At 67.8% G+C, this 14,937-nt stretch carries 10 protein-coding genes; 4 read left to right on the forward strand and 6 right to left on the reverse strand.

Features of this window, described 5'->3' with window-relative positions; all coding sequences use genetic code 11:
* Window positions 1-7: 7 nt before the first annotated feature.
* The gene (uvrA, locus tag ASD05_RS19235) at window positions 8-5,947 is read right to left on the reverse strand and encodes an excinuclease ABC subunit UvrA (protein WP_056595642.1); all 5,940 of its coding nucleotides are present in this window, start codon (window positions 5,945-5,947) and stop codon (window positions 8-10) included.
* A gap of 178 nt (window positions 5,948-6,125) precedes the next feature.
* On the opposite strand from uvrA, the gene ASD05_RS19240 reads away from it, so the two are divergent.
* Complete coding sequence (locus ASD05_RS19240) at window positions 6,126-7,241, forward strand: ABC transporter substrate-binding protein (protein ID WP_056595645.1); 1,116 nt, start codon at window positions 6,126-6,128, stop codon at window positions 7,239-7,241.
* 18 nt (window positions 7,242-7,259) lie between these two features.
* Here ASD05_RS19240 and ASD05_RS30510 read toward each other — a convergent pair whose 3' ends face one another.
* The 5 genes from ASD05_RS30510 to ASD05_RS19260 form a co-directional block, all read right to left on the reverse strand.
* A complete protein-coding gene (locus tag ASD05_RS30510) occupies window positions 7,260-7,406 on the reverse strand; it encodes a hypothetical protein (RefSeq protein ID WP_200955459.1) in 147 nt (48 codons plus the stop codon).
* A 119-nt stretch (window positions 7,407-7,525) separates the two neighbouring features.
* Window positions 7,526-9,220, reverse strand: coding sequence for an MFS transporter (locus tag ASD05_RS19245; RefSeq protein WP_056595649.1), 1,695 nt, complete (start codon window positions 9,218-9,220; stop codon window positions 7,526-7,528).
* Between the two features lie 170 nt (window positions 9,221-9,390).
* Window positions 9,391-10,035 (reverse strand): 2-hydroxychromene-2-carboxylate isomerase, encoded by a 645-nt coding sequence (locus ASD05_RS19250; protein ID WP_056595651.1) that lies wholly within the window; start codon window positions 10,033-10,035, stop codon window positions 9,391-9,393.
* Complete coding sequence (locus ASD05_RS19255) at window positions 10,032-10,289, reverse strand: DUF1289 domain-containing protein (protein ID WP_056595654.1); 258 nt, start codon at window positions 10,287-10,289, stop codon at window positions 10,032-10,034. The genes ASD05_RS19250 and ASD05_RS19255 overlap by 4 nt, the downstream gene beginning before the upstream one ends.
* Window positions 10,286-10,774, reverse strand: a complete 489-nt coding sequence (locus ASD05_RS19260; RefSeq protein ID WP_056515999.1) for a YbaK/EbsC family protein — start codon at window positions 10,772-10,774, stop codon at window positions 10,286-10,288. The genes ASD05_RS19255 and ASD05_RS19260 overlap by 4 nt, the downstream gene beginning before the upstream one ends.
* A gap of 397 nt (window positions 10,775-11,171) precedes the next feature.
* Between ASD05_RS19260 and nirB the strand changes: the two genes are divergently transcribed.
* From nirB to ASD05_RS19275, 3 genes are read left to right on the forward strand one after another with little or no spacing between them, the layout of a single operon-like run.
* Window positions 11,172-13,703 carry a nitrite reductase large subunit NirB gene (gene nirB, locus ASD05_RS19265; RefSeq protein WP_056595657.1) on the forward strand — a complete coding sequence of 844 codons (2,532 nt, stop codon included), beginning with the start codon at window positions 11,172-11,174 and terminating at the stop codon, window positions 13,701-13,703.
* A 20-nt stretch (window positions 13,704-13,723) separates the two neighbouring features.
* The gene (gene nirD / locus ASD05_RS19270) at window positions 13,724-14,065 is read left to right on the forward strand and encodes a nitrite reductase small subunit NirD (protein ID WP_056595659.1); all 342 of its coding nucleotides are present in this window, start codon (window positions 13,724-13,726) and stop codon (window positions 14,063-14,065) included.
* A gap of 51 nt (window positions 14,066-14,116) precedes the next feature.
* Window positions 14,117-14,929 (forward strand): formate/nitrite transporter family protein, encoded by an 813-nt coding sequence (locus ASD05_RS19275; RefSeq protein ID WP_007827863.1) that lies wholly within the window; start codon window positions 14,117-14,119, stop codon window positions 14,927-14,929.
* The last annotated feature ends 8 nt before the right edge of the window (window positions 14,930-14,937 follow it).

Here is a 14,937-nt window from a genome sequence, read left to right on the forward strand (position 1 = left end):
CCCTGCCCTATCGCGCCAGCACCGGCGCCAGGGCCACCCCGGTGTGCGTGCCCAGCCGCACCACCTCTTCGGGCGGCGCCGCCGCGACGATGCGCCCGCCCGCGTTGCCGCCTTCGGGCCCGAGGTCGAGGATCCAGTCGGCCTCGGCGATCAGGTCGAGGTCGTGCTCGATAACCACCACGCTGTGGCCGCCGTTCACCAGCCGGTGCAGCACGTGGATCAGCTTCTCGACGTCGGCCATGTGCAGGCCCACGGTCGGCTCGTCGAGCACGTACAGCGTGTGCGGCGCCTTCTGGCCGCGGCGCGTGATGTCGTCGCGCACCTTGCTGAGCTCGGTCACCAGCTTGATGCGCTGCGCCTCGCCGCCCGACAGCGTGGGCGAGGGCTGGCCCAGCGTGAGGTAGCCGAGCCCCACGTCCTTCAGCAGCTGCAGCGGATGCGCGATGTTGGGCATGCTCGCGAAGAACTCGACGGCCTCGTCGACTTCCATCTTCAGCACGTCGCCGATGCTCTTGCCGCGCCAGCTCACGGCCAGCGTCTCGGGGTTGAAGCGCGCGCCGTGGCACACCTCGCAGGGCACCTTCACGTCGGGCAGGAAGCTCATCTCGATGGTACGCACGCCCGCGCCCTCGCAGCCGGGGCAGCGCCCTTCGCCGGTGTTGAAGCTGAAGCGCGCCGGGCCATAGCCGCGCGCCTTCGCTTCGAGCGTGTCGGCGAAGAGCTTGCGGATGGTGTCCCAGAAGCCGATGTAGGTGGCCGGGCAGCTGCGCGGCGTCTTGCCGATGGGCGTCTGGTCGACCTCGAGCACGCGGTCGATGGTCTCGTAACCCTCGACGCTGTTGCAGCCGGCCCAGGCCGGGCGCTTGCCCGCCGCGTCGGCGTCGCGGCCCGCCTTGGTCATGCGCTGCACCACGATGCCCTGCACGTTGGCAAGCAGCACGTCGCGCGCCAGCGTGGACTTGCCCGAGCCGCTGACGCCGGTGACCACCACGAGGCGGTGCAGCGGCAGCGTGGCCGTCACGTCCTGCAGGTTGTGCAGGTCGGCGCCATGCACGGTGAGCCATGCATTGGCTCCCTCCCCCGCTGGGGGAGGGTTGGGGTGGGGGCTGGCGGCGCTTGCATGTGCTGTGGCCTTGTTCGAGGCCGTCGTGCCCCCTCCCCTGCCCTCCCCCGGAAGGGGAGGGAGAGGGACAAGGCGCCGCTCGTGCAGCGGATGCCTGATCGCATCGCGCAGGTAGCGGCCAGTCTGCGAATCGCCCGCGGCCTGAATGTCGGCCACCGTCCCCTCGGCCACCAGCCGCCCGCCGCGCTTGCCCGCGCTCGGGCCGATGTCGATGATGTGGTCGGCGCGGCGGATGGTGTCCTCGTCGTGCTCCACCACCACCAGCGTGTTGCCCTTGTCGCCGAGCTTGTGCAGCGCGTCGAGCAGGATCTGGTTGTCGCGCGCGTGCAGGCCGATGGTCGGCTCGTCGAGCACGTAGCACACGCCCTGCAGGTTGCTGCCCAACTGCGCCGCCAGGCGGATGCGCTGCGCTTCGCCGCCGGAGAGCGTGGGCGCGCCGCGGTCGAGCGTGAGATAGCCCAGGCCCACCTCTTCCAGAAACTCCAGACGGCTCCTGATCTCGGGCACGAGGTCGCGCGCGATCTCGGCTTCACGGCCTGCGAGTGCCAGCCCTTCGAACCACTGCCGCACCTCGGTCACGCTCATGCGCGCGAGCTCGGTGATGCCGATGCCGCTCAGGCCATCGGCCGGCGATGCGCCGAAGCTCACGGCGCGCGCCGTGGCGTTCAGGCGCGTGCCTTCGCAAGTCGGGCAGGCGGTGTCGGCCAGGTCTTCCACCTCGGGCTCGGCGAAGGTCTGTTCGCGGCCCTTGTTGTCGTCGTCGCGGATGGAATCGTCGAAGACCTTGCGCTGGTCCTTGCTGAGCTTGACGCCCGTGCCCACGCAATCGGGGCACCAGCCGTGCTTGCTGTTGTAGCTGAACAGGCGCGGGTCGAGCTCGGCGTAGCTGGTACTGCACACGGGGCAGGCGCGCAGCGTGGAGAACACGTTCACGCGGCCGATGCCCGAGGCCGACACGCCGGCCATCATCGCCGCCTTGAGCCCGTCGAGTTCGCTCAGCACATGCACCACGCCCTTGCCGTGTTCGAGCGCCTTGGCAAGCGCCTCGCGCAGTTCGGTTTCCTTCGCGGGCAGCACGTCGAGGCTGGCCACCGGCAGCTCGATGCTGTGCTCCTTGAAGCGGTCGATGCGCGGGAATCCTGTCGTCGGCAGGAAGTCGCCGTCCACGCGCAGGTGCGTGAAGCCACGCGGCCGCGCCCAGTCGGCCAACTCGGTGTACACGCCCTTGCGATTGCTCACCAGCGGCGCCAACAGGCCGATGTGCTGGCCCTTGAAGTTGCGCATCAGCTGTGCGGCGATGCTGTCGGGCGTCTGCGGCTGCACCGCGGCGCCGTCGTGGATGCAGTGCTGGATGCCCAGCTTCACGTACAGCAGGCGCAGGAAGTGCCAGACCTCGGTGGTGGTGCCCACCGTGCTCTTGCGGCCGCCGCGCGACAGGCGCTGCTCGATGGCCACGGTCGGCGGGATACCGTACACCGCATCGACCTCGGGCCGGCCCGCGGGCTGCACGATGCTGCGCGCATAGGCGTTGAGCGATTCGAGATACCGACGCTGCCCTTCGTTGAACAGGATGTCGAAGGCGAGCGTCGACTTGCCCGAGCCGCTCACACCAGTCACCACGCTGAACTTGCCGCGCGGAATGTCGACGCTGAGGTTCTTCAGGTTGTGCTCGCGCGCGTTGACGATCTGCACCGCATCGGCGCCCGGCGCCTTCTTCGCGTTGGCGATGTAGCGGCGCGCTGCGCGCTCGGCCACCTTGTAGGCATCGGGGCCGATGGCGAGTTCGTAGTCCGCCAGCGCGGCGCCGGTGAACGAGGCGCGGTTCTCGCGCAACTGCTCGGGCGTGCCCTCGGCCACCACCATGCCGCCGCCCTCGCCGCCTTCGGGGCCGAGGTCGATGCACCAGTCGCTGGCGCGGATCACGTCGAGGTTGTGCTCGATCACGATCAGCGAATGGCCGGCGTCGAGCAGCTTGCGCAGCGCGCGCATCAGCCGCGCGATGTCGTCGAAGTGCAGGCCGGTGGTCGGCTCGTCGAACAGGAACAGCGTGCCCCGGCGCGCCACCGACTGCTTGCTTGCGGTCGCGCTCTTCGCCGCTTCGGCGAGGAAGCCTGCGAGCTTCAGGCGCTGCGCCTCGCCGCCGGAGAGGGTCGGCACGGGCTGGCCGAGCTTGACGTAGTCGAGGCCCACGTCGGAGATCGGCTGCAGCACGCGCAGCACGTCGCGGTCGGCCTCGAACACTGCCGCCGCTTCGGCCACGGTGAGGTCGAGCACGTCGGCCACGTTGTAGCTCCTGCCCTTGCGCTCCACGCGCACTTCGAGGATCTCGGGGCGGTAGCGCTTGCCGTCGCAGTCGGGGCAGCGCAGGTAGACGTCGGACAGGAACTGCATCTCGACGTGCTCGAAGCCCGAACCGCCGCAGGTCGGGCAGCGCCCGTCGCCCGAGTTGAAGCTGAACTTGCTCGCGGTGTAGCCGCGCTGGCGCGACAGCGTGGCCGTCGCGAAGATCTCGCGGATCGCGTCCCAGGCACCCACGTAGCTCGCGGGGTTGGAACGCGCGGTCTTGCCGATCGGCGACTGGTCGACGAACACCACGTCGCCCAGGTGATCGGCGCCGAGCATGCGGTCGTGCACGCCGGGCGTTTCCGTGGCCTTGCCGAAGTGGCGCATCAGTGCAGGCGCCAGCACGTCCTGGATCAGCGTCGACTTGCCCGAGCCGCTGACACCGGTGACGCACACCAATCGCGCGAGCGGGAACTCGACCGTGACGTTCTTCAGGTTGTGCTCGCGCACACCTTCGAGGATGAGGCGGTGCGTGTTCTCGCTCACGAGCCGCTTGAACCCCATGCCGATCTTCTTGCGCCCGCCCAGGTACTGGCCGGTGAGCGTGTCGGCGTCGCGCAACTGGTCGGTGGTGCCGTCGAACACGATCTGCCCGCCGCGTGCGCCGGGGCCGGGACCCATGTCGATCACGCGGTCGGCCGCGAGCATCACGGCCGGGTCGTGCTCGACCACGACCAGCGTGTTGCCCGCATCGCGCAGGCGCAGCATGGCCTCGGTGATGCGGTTCATGTCGCGCGGGTGAAGGCCGATGCTGGGCTCGTCGAGCACGAACAGCGTGTTGACCAGCGAGGTGCCGAGCGCGGTCGTGAGGTTGATGCGCTGCACCTCGCCGCCGCTCAGCGTGCGGCTCTGGCGGTCGAGCGTGAGGTAGCCGATGCCGACGTCGTGCAGGTAGCGCAGGCGGGTGGTGATTTCTTCGAAGAGGAGTTTGAGGGCCTGCGCTTCCCCGGTCTTGGCTCCTTCCCCCGCTGGGGGAAGGCTGGGATGGGGGCTCGCGGCCTCATTCGAGGCAGCAGGGCTTGCAGGCGCCGCCGGCCCCCACCCCTGCCCTCCCCCAGCGGGGGAGAGAGAAACACCCATGCGGTCGAAGAATTTACGCAGCCGCTCGATCGGCAACAGCATCAGGTCATGCAGACACAACCCCGGCAGTGCCTCCAGCTGAGCCCGCGTCCACTTCGCCCCCGTCGGCATGAATCGCTTCTCGGGCGGCAACACCGCATCCGCATCTTCCTTGCTGCCGATACGCCAGATCAGGCTGTCGAGCTTCAGGCGCGCGCCGCTGCAGGTCGGGCATTGCGTGTAGCTGCGGTACTTCGACAAGAGCACGCGGATGTGCATCTTGTAGGCCTTGCTCTCCAGATAGCCGAAGAAGCGCCGCACGCCGTACCACTGCTTGTTCCAGTTGCCTTCCTTGTAGTTGGGCGTGCCCTCGATCACCCAGTGCTTCTGCTCCTCGGTGAGCTTGTTCCACGGCGTGTCGCGCGGAATGCCGGCGGCCTCGGCGTGGCGCATGAGATCGTCCTGCGCTTCTTTCCACGCGGGCGTCTGGATGGTCTTGATCGCGCCGGCGCGCAGCGTGAGCTTGTCGTTCGGAATCACCAGCCCCAGGTCGACACCGATCACGCGGCCGAAACCGCGGCAGGTGTCGCAGGCGCCCACGGCCGAGTTGAACGAGAACATCGACGGGATCGGGTCGGCGTAGCGGATGTCGCTCTCGGGGCAATGCAGGCCGGTCGAGAACTTCCACACGTCGGTCGGTGCGTTCTCTTCGGCACCGGTCGCATGCACCGTGACGCGCCCGCTGCCGCGCTTGAGCGCCACCTCGATCGCCTCGACCACGCGCGCTCGCTCGGCGCCCGATGCACGGAAGCGGTCGGCCACCACGTCGAGCACCTTGCGCGGCCCGGTGGGCGTGGCCACCTCGCGCTCGGCCTGCACGCGCGTGAAGCCGCTGGCCGACAGCCACTGCGTCACTTCCTCGGCCGTGGTGCTCGCGGGCAGCTCGACCGGAAAGGTGACCACGAGGCGCGGATCGCCCGCTGCGGCCGCGCGCTCGACGATCTGCGCGTAGATGCTGTCGGGCGAATCGTGGCGCACCGGCAGCGCGGTCTCGCGGTCGAACAGGTCGGCTGCGCGCGCGAACAGCAGCTTCAGGTGGTCGTTCAGCTCGGTCATGGTGCCGACCGTGGAGCGCGAGGAGCGCACCGGGTTGGTCTGGTCGATGGCGATGGCGGGCGGCACGCCCTCCACCTTGTCGACGGCCGGCTTGTCCATGCGGTCCAGGAACTGGCGCGCGTAGGCGGAGAAGGTCTCCACGTAGCGCCGCTGGCCTTCGGCGTAGAGGGTGTCGAAAACGAGACTGGACTTGCCCGAGCCGCTGGGCCCGGTGACCACGGTCATCTCGCCTGTGCGGATGTCGAGGTCGAGGTTCTGGAGGTTGTGCTGGCGCGCGCCGCGAATCCGGATGGAGCCCTGTGTCATGAGTGCCTTGGGGGGTGGGGCAAACATTCTAGGGAGTGGCCCATGACGGGTTCGTGCACTACTTCACAAGGTCGGTGGCTTCGCAGGGGTTTGTCCGGATGGAGTTGAAGACACTTTTAGAAACAAATAGCACATTTGTTTTCGATTGCTTCCGAGCATGTCGAGAGGAGAAGTTTTCATGAAGAAGATGACGCGCACGCTGTGTGCCGCCGCGCTGCTGACACTGTCGGCGGCCGGCGCTCCGGCGCAGATCCTGATCGGCCAGACCGCCGGAATGACCGGCTCGGTGGCCGCCGGCGTGAACGAGACCATCGGCGGCGCCCAGCTGGTGATCGATGCGGCCAATGCCCAAGGTGGCATCCACGGCGAGAAGATCGAGATGATCCGCATGGACGACGCCTTCGACGTCAAGCGCGCCAGCGAGAACGCCCGCGTGCTGATCGAGGACAAGAAGGTGCTGGCGCTCTTCATGAGCCGCGGCACGCCGCACTCGCAGGCCATCATCCCGTGGCTCGACAAGTACGACGTGGCGCTCATCGGCCCCTCGACGGGCGCGATGGTGCTGCACAAGCCGCTGCAGAAGCATGTGTTCAACGTGCGCGCCACCTACCAGCGCGAGGCCGAGAAGGCGGTGCAGCACCTGCTGACCATCGGCCTCACGCGCATCGCGGTGGTGCATGTGACCGACTCGTTCGGCACCGACGCGCTCGAGGGCGCGATGACCGGCTTCACCAAGGGCAAGGCCAAGCCGGTCGTGACCATTCCGGCCGACCGCGAGAAGCCCGACTACAAGTCCATCGTGCCGGCCATCAAGGATGCCGATGCACAGGCCGTGGTGTGGATCGGCTCGGGCGTCGCCGTGGTGGACGGCATCAAGGCGCTGCGCGCCGCGGGCTCCGCGGCGCAGGTGGTCACGCTGTCGAACAACGCTTCGTCGGGCTTCATCAAGCAGCTGGGCGACGCGAGCCGCGGCGTGATCGTGACGCAGGTGTTCCCGAACGAGCGCTCGCTCGGCCAGCCGATGGTGAAGGAAGCCCTGGCCCTCGCGCAGGCCAAGGGCCAGGCCGAACTGTCGCCGGCCACGCTCGAAGGCTTCGCCTCGGCCAAGGTGCTGGTGGAGGCGCTGCGCCGCGCGGGGCCCAAGCCCACGCGCGCAAAGATCGTGGCGGCGCTCGACAGCCTGCGGGGCTACGACCTCGGCGGCGGGCTCGAGGTGAGCTACTCGCCGCAGGACCACAGCGGCATCGATTTCGCGGACCTGTCGATCATCAGCGACGGCAAGTTCAAGCGCTGACCGCTGCGCGGCGCCTTCCTACTTCGGTGCCGCGGCTGGCGCCGTTTCGTGCGCCGCGTCGCCGCCGTGCTTCTCGCCCGACATGTCGACCTTGTCGCCGGCCTTGGAAATCACGAACAGAGCGATGGCGGCAAAGACGATGAAGCCGACGACGAGTTTCCACATGGGTGTTGTCTCCTGACGAGGTTGATTCAAGGGGCTCAAGAAAAAGGCTTCATGCGGTTGGCATGAAGCCTTTTTGTTGAACGGAGGGCGGATGGCGCCCTCCTCTGCGCGAGCAGCGATCAGTCGTTGGCGTAGATGTCCACGTTCTTCGTTTCGCGGATGAAGAGCGTGCCCACCACCAGCGTGACGCCGGCGATGATGATCGGATACCAGAGGCCGTTGTACATGTTGCCGGTGGAGGCCACGATGGCGAAAGCGGTAGTCGGCAGCAGGCCGCCGAACCAGCCGTTGCCGATGTGGTACGGCAGGCTCATCGAGGTGTAGCGGATGCGCGTGGGGAACATCTCGACCAGCATCGCGGCGATCGGGCCGTAGACCATGGTCACCAGCAGCACCAGCCAGAACAGCAGCAGCACCGTCAGCACCTTGTTCATCTTCGCGGGGTCGGCCTTGGCCGGGTAGCCCGCGACCTTCAGGTCTTCGGCCACGCTCTTCTTGAAGGCGGCGATTTCCTTGGCGGAGCCCTCGTCGAACTTGGAGTTCACGACGTTGCCGACGGGCGCCTCGACCGACTTGTCGCCGATCTTCACGACGGCCTTCGAACCCGGCGCGCCGGCCACGTTCTCATAGCTCACCGAGTTCTGCACGAGGTAGCGCTTGGCGATGTCGCACGAGCTCCTGAAGTCGATCTCGCGGGCCACCGGGTTGCCCTGGAACGAGCAGGTCGCCGGGTCGGCCGTCACCGTGACACCGGCCGTGGCCTGCGCGCGGGCCAGGTCGGGGTTGGCGGCTTCGGTCAGCATCTTGAAGACCGGGAAGTAGGTGACCACGGCCAGCAGGCAGCCGGCCATGATGATCGGCTTGCGGCCGATCTTGTCGGACAGGGTGCCGAAGATCACGAAGAACGGCGTGCCGATCAGCAGCGCGGCGGCGATCATCAGGTTGGCCGTGGTCGCATCCACCTTGAGCTGTGCCGTCAGGAAGAACAGCGCATAGAACTGGCCCGAATACCAGACCACAGCCTGGCCCGCCGTGAGGCCGACCAGCGCCAGGATCACGATCTTGAGGTTCTTCCACTGGCCGAAGGATTCAGACAGCGGCGCCTTCGAGGTCTTGCCCTCGGCCTTCATCTTCTGGAAGGCCGGCGACTCGGACAGCGAGAGCCGAATCCACACCGACACGCCGAGCAGCAGGATCGACACCAGGAACGGAATGCGCCAGCCCCAGTCGTTGAACACCGCTTCGCCCATGCCTTCGCGAACGCCCAGGATCACCAGCAGGCTCAGGAACAGGCCGAGCGTGGCGGTGGTCTGGATCCACGAGGTGTAGGCGCCGCGCTTGCCGTGCGGCGAGTGCTCGGCCACGTAGGTGGCGGCACCGCCGTACTCGCCGCCGAGCGCGAGGCCCTGCAGCATGCGCAGCGCGATCAGGATCACCGGCGCAGCGACGCCGATGGTCGCGTAGCTGGGCAGCAGGCCGACGATGAAGGTCGACAGGCCCATGATCAGGATCGTCACCAGGAAGGTGTACTTGCGCCCGATCATGTCGCCCAGGCGGCCGAACACGATGGCGCCGAACGGACGCACCAGGAAGCCGGCCGCGAACGCCAGCAGCGCGAAGATGAAGGCGGCGCCCGCATCGAGGCCGCTGAAGAACTGCTTCGCGATGATCGCGGCGAGCGAACCGTAGAGATAGAAGTCGTACCACTCGAACACGGTGCCGAGCGAGGAGGCGAAGATGACCTTCTTCTCCTCCGAGGACATGGGCCGGGGGGCCGGATGCGGCACTCCCCGTGAATCTAGTGTGGCTGCCATTGCGTCGTCTCCTGTGTGTGTGCGTTCATGCGGCGCCCGACTGTTTCGGGACCGTGAGGCATTCTTGGAGGCGCGACTGACCCGAGCCTTGCGCGAAACTGAACCGGTGCTTACGGTTTAAGGTGAAACCCGCGGGGCGCGTTTCAGGTTGTAAGAAATCCGGGGGTCGCTCAGTTTTTGCTGCTGCGCAGCAGGGACGGGCGCTGGTCCGCCGACGTCCATTGCGGGCCGTCGAACCACGCATCGCCCGACAGGTAGGCGCGCAGCATCTGCAGGCCGTCGAAGCCCCAGAACAGGCGCCCGTCGACCACATAGGCGGGCGTGCCGAACACGCCGAGCTGCAGGGCCTCGTCGGTGTTGCGCTTGAGCAGGGCCTTGCTCTCGTCGCTGTTCGCGTCGCGCTTCGGCGCCAGTTGCGCAGTGAGCGCGGCGAGGCGCGCGGCGTCGCCCGCGTCTTCGCCGCCGCGCCACACGTGGCGGAAGATGGTCTCGGCCACGAGGCGGCTGATGCTGCCGTCGTCGCTCGTCGACACTGCCAGCCGCAGGTGAGGCAGCGGGTTGTAAGGATGCGAGGCGGGCATCTCGATCCGGATGCCGTTCGCGTGGCCCAGCCAGAGCACGTGGCGGTAGGTCCAGCTGCGCTTCGACGGGATCTCCGCCGGCCCGAGCTGGCCGTGCTGCTTGAGCAGCGCCCCTAGCAGCACGGGCTTGTAGGCCACGCTGCAGCTCAGGCCTTCGAGCGCCTCCGGCAGGTGCTCGAACGCGAGGTGCGCGTAGGGCGAGATGAAGTCGAGATAGAAGTCGATGTGCTTCATGCGGTGTTGTCTCCGGAAGCGCGCCAGATGCCGGCCCGCGCACGCAACTCTATCGCGCGCCACACGTGGCGCCGCGTTTCGTCTTCCATCCTGCTCCAGCCGGCGATCTCGGGGATGGTGCGCAAACACCCTTCGCAGAAGCCGCTGAGGCGGTCCATGCGGCACACGGAGGAGCACGGCGAGGGCACGTCTTCAGCCATGGCCTGCACGGCCACGGCGCGCTCGGCCAAGGTCTCGGCCTCGTCGAAGTTCACACCACGTCCGCCACCGGCGCGCCGGTGAGCTTCTCGAGATCGTGCGGGCGCAGCTGGAACACCGCATGCGGATGGCCCGCGGCCGCCCAGATCTCCTCGAAGCGGAACAGCTCGCGGTCGATCAGCACCACGGGCTTGGTCACGTGCCCGACCGGCGAGACGCCGCCGATGGTGAAGCCGGTGCGCGCCTTCACGAAGTCGGCGTCGGCGCGGCCGGTCTTGCCGACCAGCGCATCGACCTTCTTCTCGTCGACGCGCTTGTCGCCCGAGGTGATGACCAGCACCGCCGCCTCGTCGCTCTTGCGTCGGAAGATGATGCTCTTGGCGATCTGGCCGACCGAGATGCCGAGGGCGTCGGCCGCCTGCTGCGCGGTGCGGCAGGCGTCGTCGAGCATGCGCGGCGAATGGGGATGGCCGGCGTCCTGGAGTACGCGCGAGACGCGCTGGACACCGTCGGGAAGGGAATGGAGTTCGGAGCCGCACATGGCAGGTTCAGCAGGTTCAGGGTTCATCGAGGTCCCAGAGCATACGGAAAAGCCTGCGCCGCCGCCTGGGCGCACCAATGCGGAGAGCCTCGCGACGCCACGGCGCACGACGCCCGTGCGTCCGGCGCCGGGCCCGGGGCGGTTTCGGTGCGCAACCGGCCGGCCAGGGTGGCCGCGGCGCTTTTTTGATCCGGCATGGATATTGCTCATCCCCCGGTTCACAGTGCCTCCGCTAACGACGGCGGGGTTCAAGCGAGCTGGCGGCCGGCAAGCCGCGAGCTCGTCTGCTCCAACCCAATTTCGCATCCGTTCCGTCGCGGAGGCCCACTGCCGCTGTCTGCCCAGACAGTGACCGGCGGGCCGCAGCTTCCAGGGCCGGCTGCGTGCAGGACCCCCAATGAAGATCGCAGTCATCGGCCACGGCATGGTCGGCCACAAGTTCCTCGAGCAACTCCACGAGCTCGGCGTCGCGAACGCACAAGTCACCGTGCTTTGCGAGGAGCCCCGCCCGGCGTACGACCGGGTTCACCTGTCCGAGTTCTTCGCCGGCAAGACGGCGGAAGACCTGTCGCTCGTCGAGCCGGGCTTCTTCGAGCGCAGCGGCTTCACGCTGCGTCTGGCCGCGCGGGCGGTGGCCATCGAGCGGCGCAACAACACCGTCTCCACGGCCGACGGCGAAGTGGTGCACTACGACAAGCTGGTGCTTGCGACGGGCTCCTTCCCCTTCGTGCCCGCCGTGCCGGGCCGCGACCGCCCGAACTGCTTCGTCTACCGCACCATCGAGGACCTCGAGGCCATGAAGGCCTGCGGCGCCCGCTCGAAGAGCGGCGTGGTCGTCGGCGGCGGCCTGCTGGGCCTGGAATGCGCCAAGGCGCTGCGCGACATGGGCCTCGAAACCCACGTGGTGGAGTTCGCGCCGCGCCTGATGGCCGTGCAGGTCGACGAAGGCGGCGGCCGCGCCCTGCGCAACAGCATCGAGGCGATGGGCCTGCACGTGCACACCGGCCGCAACACGGTGGAGATCACCGACGGCGCGACCGCCCGCCACCGTATGGTGTTCGCCGACGGCACGCACCTGGAAACCGACATGATCGTGTTCTCCGCCGGCATCCGTCCGCGCGACGAGCTGGCGCGCCAGAGCGTGCTGGCCGTCGGCCCGCGCGGCGGCGTGGCGGTGGACAGCCACTGCCGCACCAGCGACCGCAGCATCTACGCGATCGGCGAATGCGCGTCGTGGAACGAGCAGACCTTCGGCCTCGTCGCGCCGGGCTACGACATGGCCCGCGTGGCCGCCAAACACATCGCCGGCCAGGACGACGCCGCCTTCACCGGCGCCGACATGAGCACCAAGCTCAAGCTGATGGGCGTGGACGTGGCGAGCATCGGTGACGCGCACGGCAAGACGCCGAAGTCGCGCGCCTACCAGTACGTCGACGAACGCAAGCAGATCTACAAGAAGATCGTCGTCAGCGAGGACGGCAAGCAGCTGCTGGGTGCGGTGCTGGTCGGCGACGCCGCCGAGTACGGCACGCTGCTGCAGATGGCGCTCAACGGCATCGCGCTGCCCGCCGACCCCGAGTTCCTGATCCTGCCGTCGAGCGACGGCAAGGCCAAGCCGGGCCTGGGCGTCGATGCGCTGCCCGACAGCGCGCAGATCTGCTCGTGCAACAGCGTCACCAAGGGCCGGATCTGCGAGGCCGTGGGCGAGGGCGCGTGCACTGTCGCCGAGCTGAAGGCCTGCACCAAGGCCGGCGCCACCTGCGGCGGCTGCGTGCCGCTGGTCACGCAGGTGATGAAGATGGAGATGTCCAAGCGCGGCATGGCGGTCAACAACCACCTGTGCGAGCACTTCCCCTACTCGCGCCAGGAGCTGTACCACCTGATCCGCGTGGGCGAGATCCGCAGCTTCGCCGACCTGCTGGCGAAGCACGGCAAGGGCCTGGGCTGCGATATCTGCAAGCCGACCGCCGCGAGCATCTTCGCGTCGTGCTGGAACGAGTTCGTGCTGAAGAAGGACCTGGCCAGCCTGCAGGACAGCAACGACTACTTCCTCGGCAACATCCAGAAGGACGGCACCTACTCGGTGGTGCCGCGCATGCCGGGCGGCGAGGTCACGCCCGACGGGCTGATCGCGGTGGGCCAGGTGGCGAAGAAATACGGCCTGTACACCAAGATCACCGGCGGTGCGCGCGTGGACATGTTCGGTGCGCGCGTCGAGCAGCTGCCCGCCATCTGGGAAGAACTGATCGCGGCCGGCTTCGAGTCGGGCCATGCCTACGGCAAGTCGCTGCGCACGGTGAAGAGCTGCGTCGGCTCCACCTGGTGCCGCTACGGCGTGGACGACAGCGTCGGCCTGGCCGTGGAACTGGAGAACCGCTACAAGGGCCTGCGCGCGCCGCACAAGATCAAGTTCGGCGTGTCGGGCTGTACCCGCGAATGCGCGGAAGCGCAAGGCAAGGACGTCGGCATCATCGCGACCGACAAGGGCTGGAACCTCTACGTGTGCGGCAATGGCGGCATGAAGCCGCGCCATGCCGAACTGCTCGCGAGCGACCTCACCAAGGCCGAGCTGATCCGGCTGATCGACCGCTTCCTGATGTTCTACGTGCGCACGGCCGACCGCCTGCAGCGCACCAGCACCTGGCGCGAGAACCTCGAGGGCGGCCTCGACTACCTCAAGGGCGTGCTGCTGCAGGACACGCTGGGCCTGGGCGACGAGCTGGAAACGCAGATGCAGCGCGTGGTCGACACCTACCAGTGCGAATGGAAGACCGCGGTGAACGACCCCGTCACGCGCCAGCGCTTCCGCTCCTTCGTCAACAGCGAGAAGCCGGACGAGCACATCGTGTTCGTGCAGGAGCGCGGCCAGATCCGCCCCGCCCGCGCGGAAGAGCGCGGCGAAGCCGCCTCCGACGTCTCGATGGCCTGAAGAACATCCAAGGAAATCCCATGACCCAAGACAACCTCCAGTGGACCCCGGTGTGCGCGGCCACCGACATCCTGCCCGACACCGGCGTGTGCGCTCTGGTCGACGGCGTGCATGTCGCGATCTTCAGCGTCGGCCATGAGCAGGCACTGTTCGCCATCGACAACATCGACCCGAAGGCGGGGGCCAGCGTGCTGTCGCGCGGGCTGGTCGGCAGCCTGGGCGAGCGCATCGTCGTGGCTTCGCCGCTCTACAAGAACCACTTCGACCTGCGCAGCGGCGAATGCCTGGAAGCGCCCGAGCACTCGGTGCGCGCGCATGCCGTGCGCGTGCAGGAAGGCCGCGTGCTCGTCGCGCTGGCTTGAGGCCCCGGTCTCCCTTTTCAGTTTCGTCTTTATCGCTTCCAAGGAACCAGAATGGCCTATCTAGCCCCCGCCGAGTTCGTCACCAAGATGGTGGACGCCGGTGAATCCAAGCTGCTGATGTCCACGCGCGACACGCTCATCCGCTCGTACATGGCGGGCGCGATCCTCGCGCTGGCGGCGGCCTTTGCCGTGAGCATCACCGTGAACACCGGCAATGCGCTCGTTGGCGCGATGCTGTTCCCGGTGGGCTTCATCATGCTGTACCTGCTGGGCTTCGACCTGCTGACCGGCGTGTTCACGCTGGCACCGCTGGCCGTGCTCGACAAGCGACCCGGCGCCACCTGGGGCGGCGTCATGCGCAACTGGGGACTGGTGTTCACCGGCAACTTCGCGGGTGCGCTGACGGTCGCGGTGTTCATGGCCGTCATCTTCACCTTCGGCTTCAGCGAGGCGCCCAACGCCATCGGCGAGAAGCTCGGCCACATCGGCGAAGGCCGCACCATCGGCTACTCCGCGCATGGCGCCGCCGGCATGCTCACGTTGTTCATCCGCGCCGTGATGTGCAACTGGATGGTGTCGACGGGCGTGGTGGCGGCCATGATGTCGACCACCGTGTCCGGCAAGGCGATCGGTATGTGGATGCCGGTCATGGTCTTCTTCTACATGGGCTTCGAACACTCGATCGTCAACATGTTCCTGTTCCCCACCGGCCTGATGCTGGGCGGCAAGTTCACGATCATGGACTACCTGATCTGGAACGAGCTGCCCACGGTGCTGGGCAACCTCGTCGGCGGCCTGACCTTCGTCGGGCTGACGCTCTACTCCACGCACTACAAGACGGCGCCCAAGCGCGCCGCCAGCTGAGCCGGCCT

Origin of the sequence: Variovorax sp. Root434, assembly GCF_001426595.1 — a bacterium.
Lineage (GTDB): Bacteria > Pseudomonadota > Gammaproteobacteria > Burkholderiales > Burkholderiaceae_C > Variovorax.

Coding starts and splice junctions, on each gene's coding strand:
- uvrA (WP_056595642.1), bottom strand. CDS start 5,947: ATGACACAGGGCTCCATCCGGATTCGCGGCGCGCGCCAGCACAACCTC.
- ASD05_RS19240 (WP_056595645.1), top strand. CDS start 6,126: ATGAAGAAGATGACGCGCACGCTGTGTGCCGCCGCGCTGCTGACACTG.
- ASD05_RS30510 (WP_200955459.1), bottom strand. CDS start 7,406: ATGTGGAAACTCGTCGTCGGCTTCATCGTCTTTGCCGCCATCGCTCTG.
- ASD05_RS19245 (WP_056595649.1), bottom strand. CDS start 9,220: ATGGCAGCCACACTAGATTCACGGGGAGTGCCGCATCCGGCCCCCCGG.
- ASD05_RS19250 (WP_056595651.1), bottom strand. CDS start 10,035: ATGAAGCACATCGACTTCTATCTCGACTTCATCTCGCCCTACGCGCAC.
- ASD05_RS19260 (WP_056515999.1), bottom strand. CDS start 10,774: ATGTGCGGCTCCGAACTCCATTCCCTTCCCGACGGTGTCCAGCGCGTC.
- nirB (WP_056595657.1), top strand. CDS start 11,172: ATGAAGATCGCAGTCATCGGCCACGGCATGGTCGGCCACAAGTTCCTC.
- nirD (WP_056595659.1), top strand. CDS start 13,724: ATGACCCAAGACAACCTCCAGTGGACCCCGGTGTGCGCGGCCACCGAC.
- ASD05_RS19275 (WP_007827863.1), top strand. CDS start 14,117: ATGGCCTATCTAGCCCCCGCCGAGTTCGTCACCAAGATGGTGGACGCC.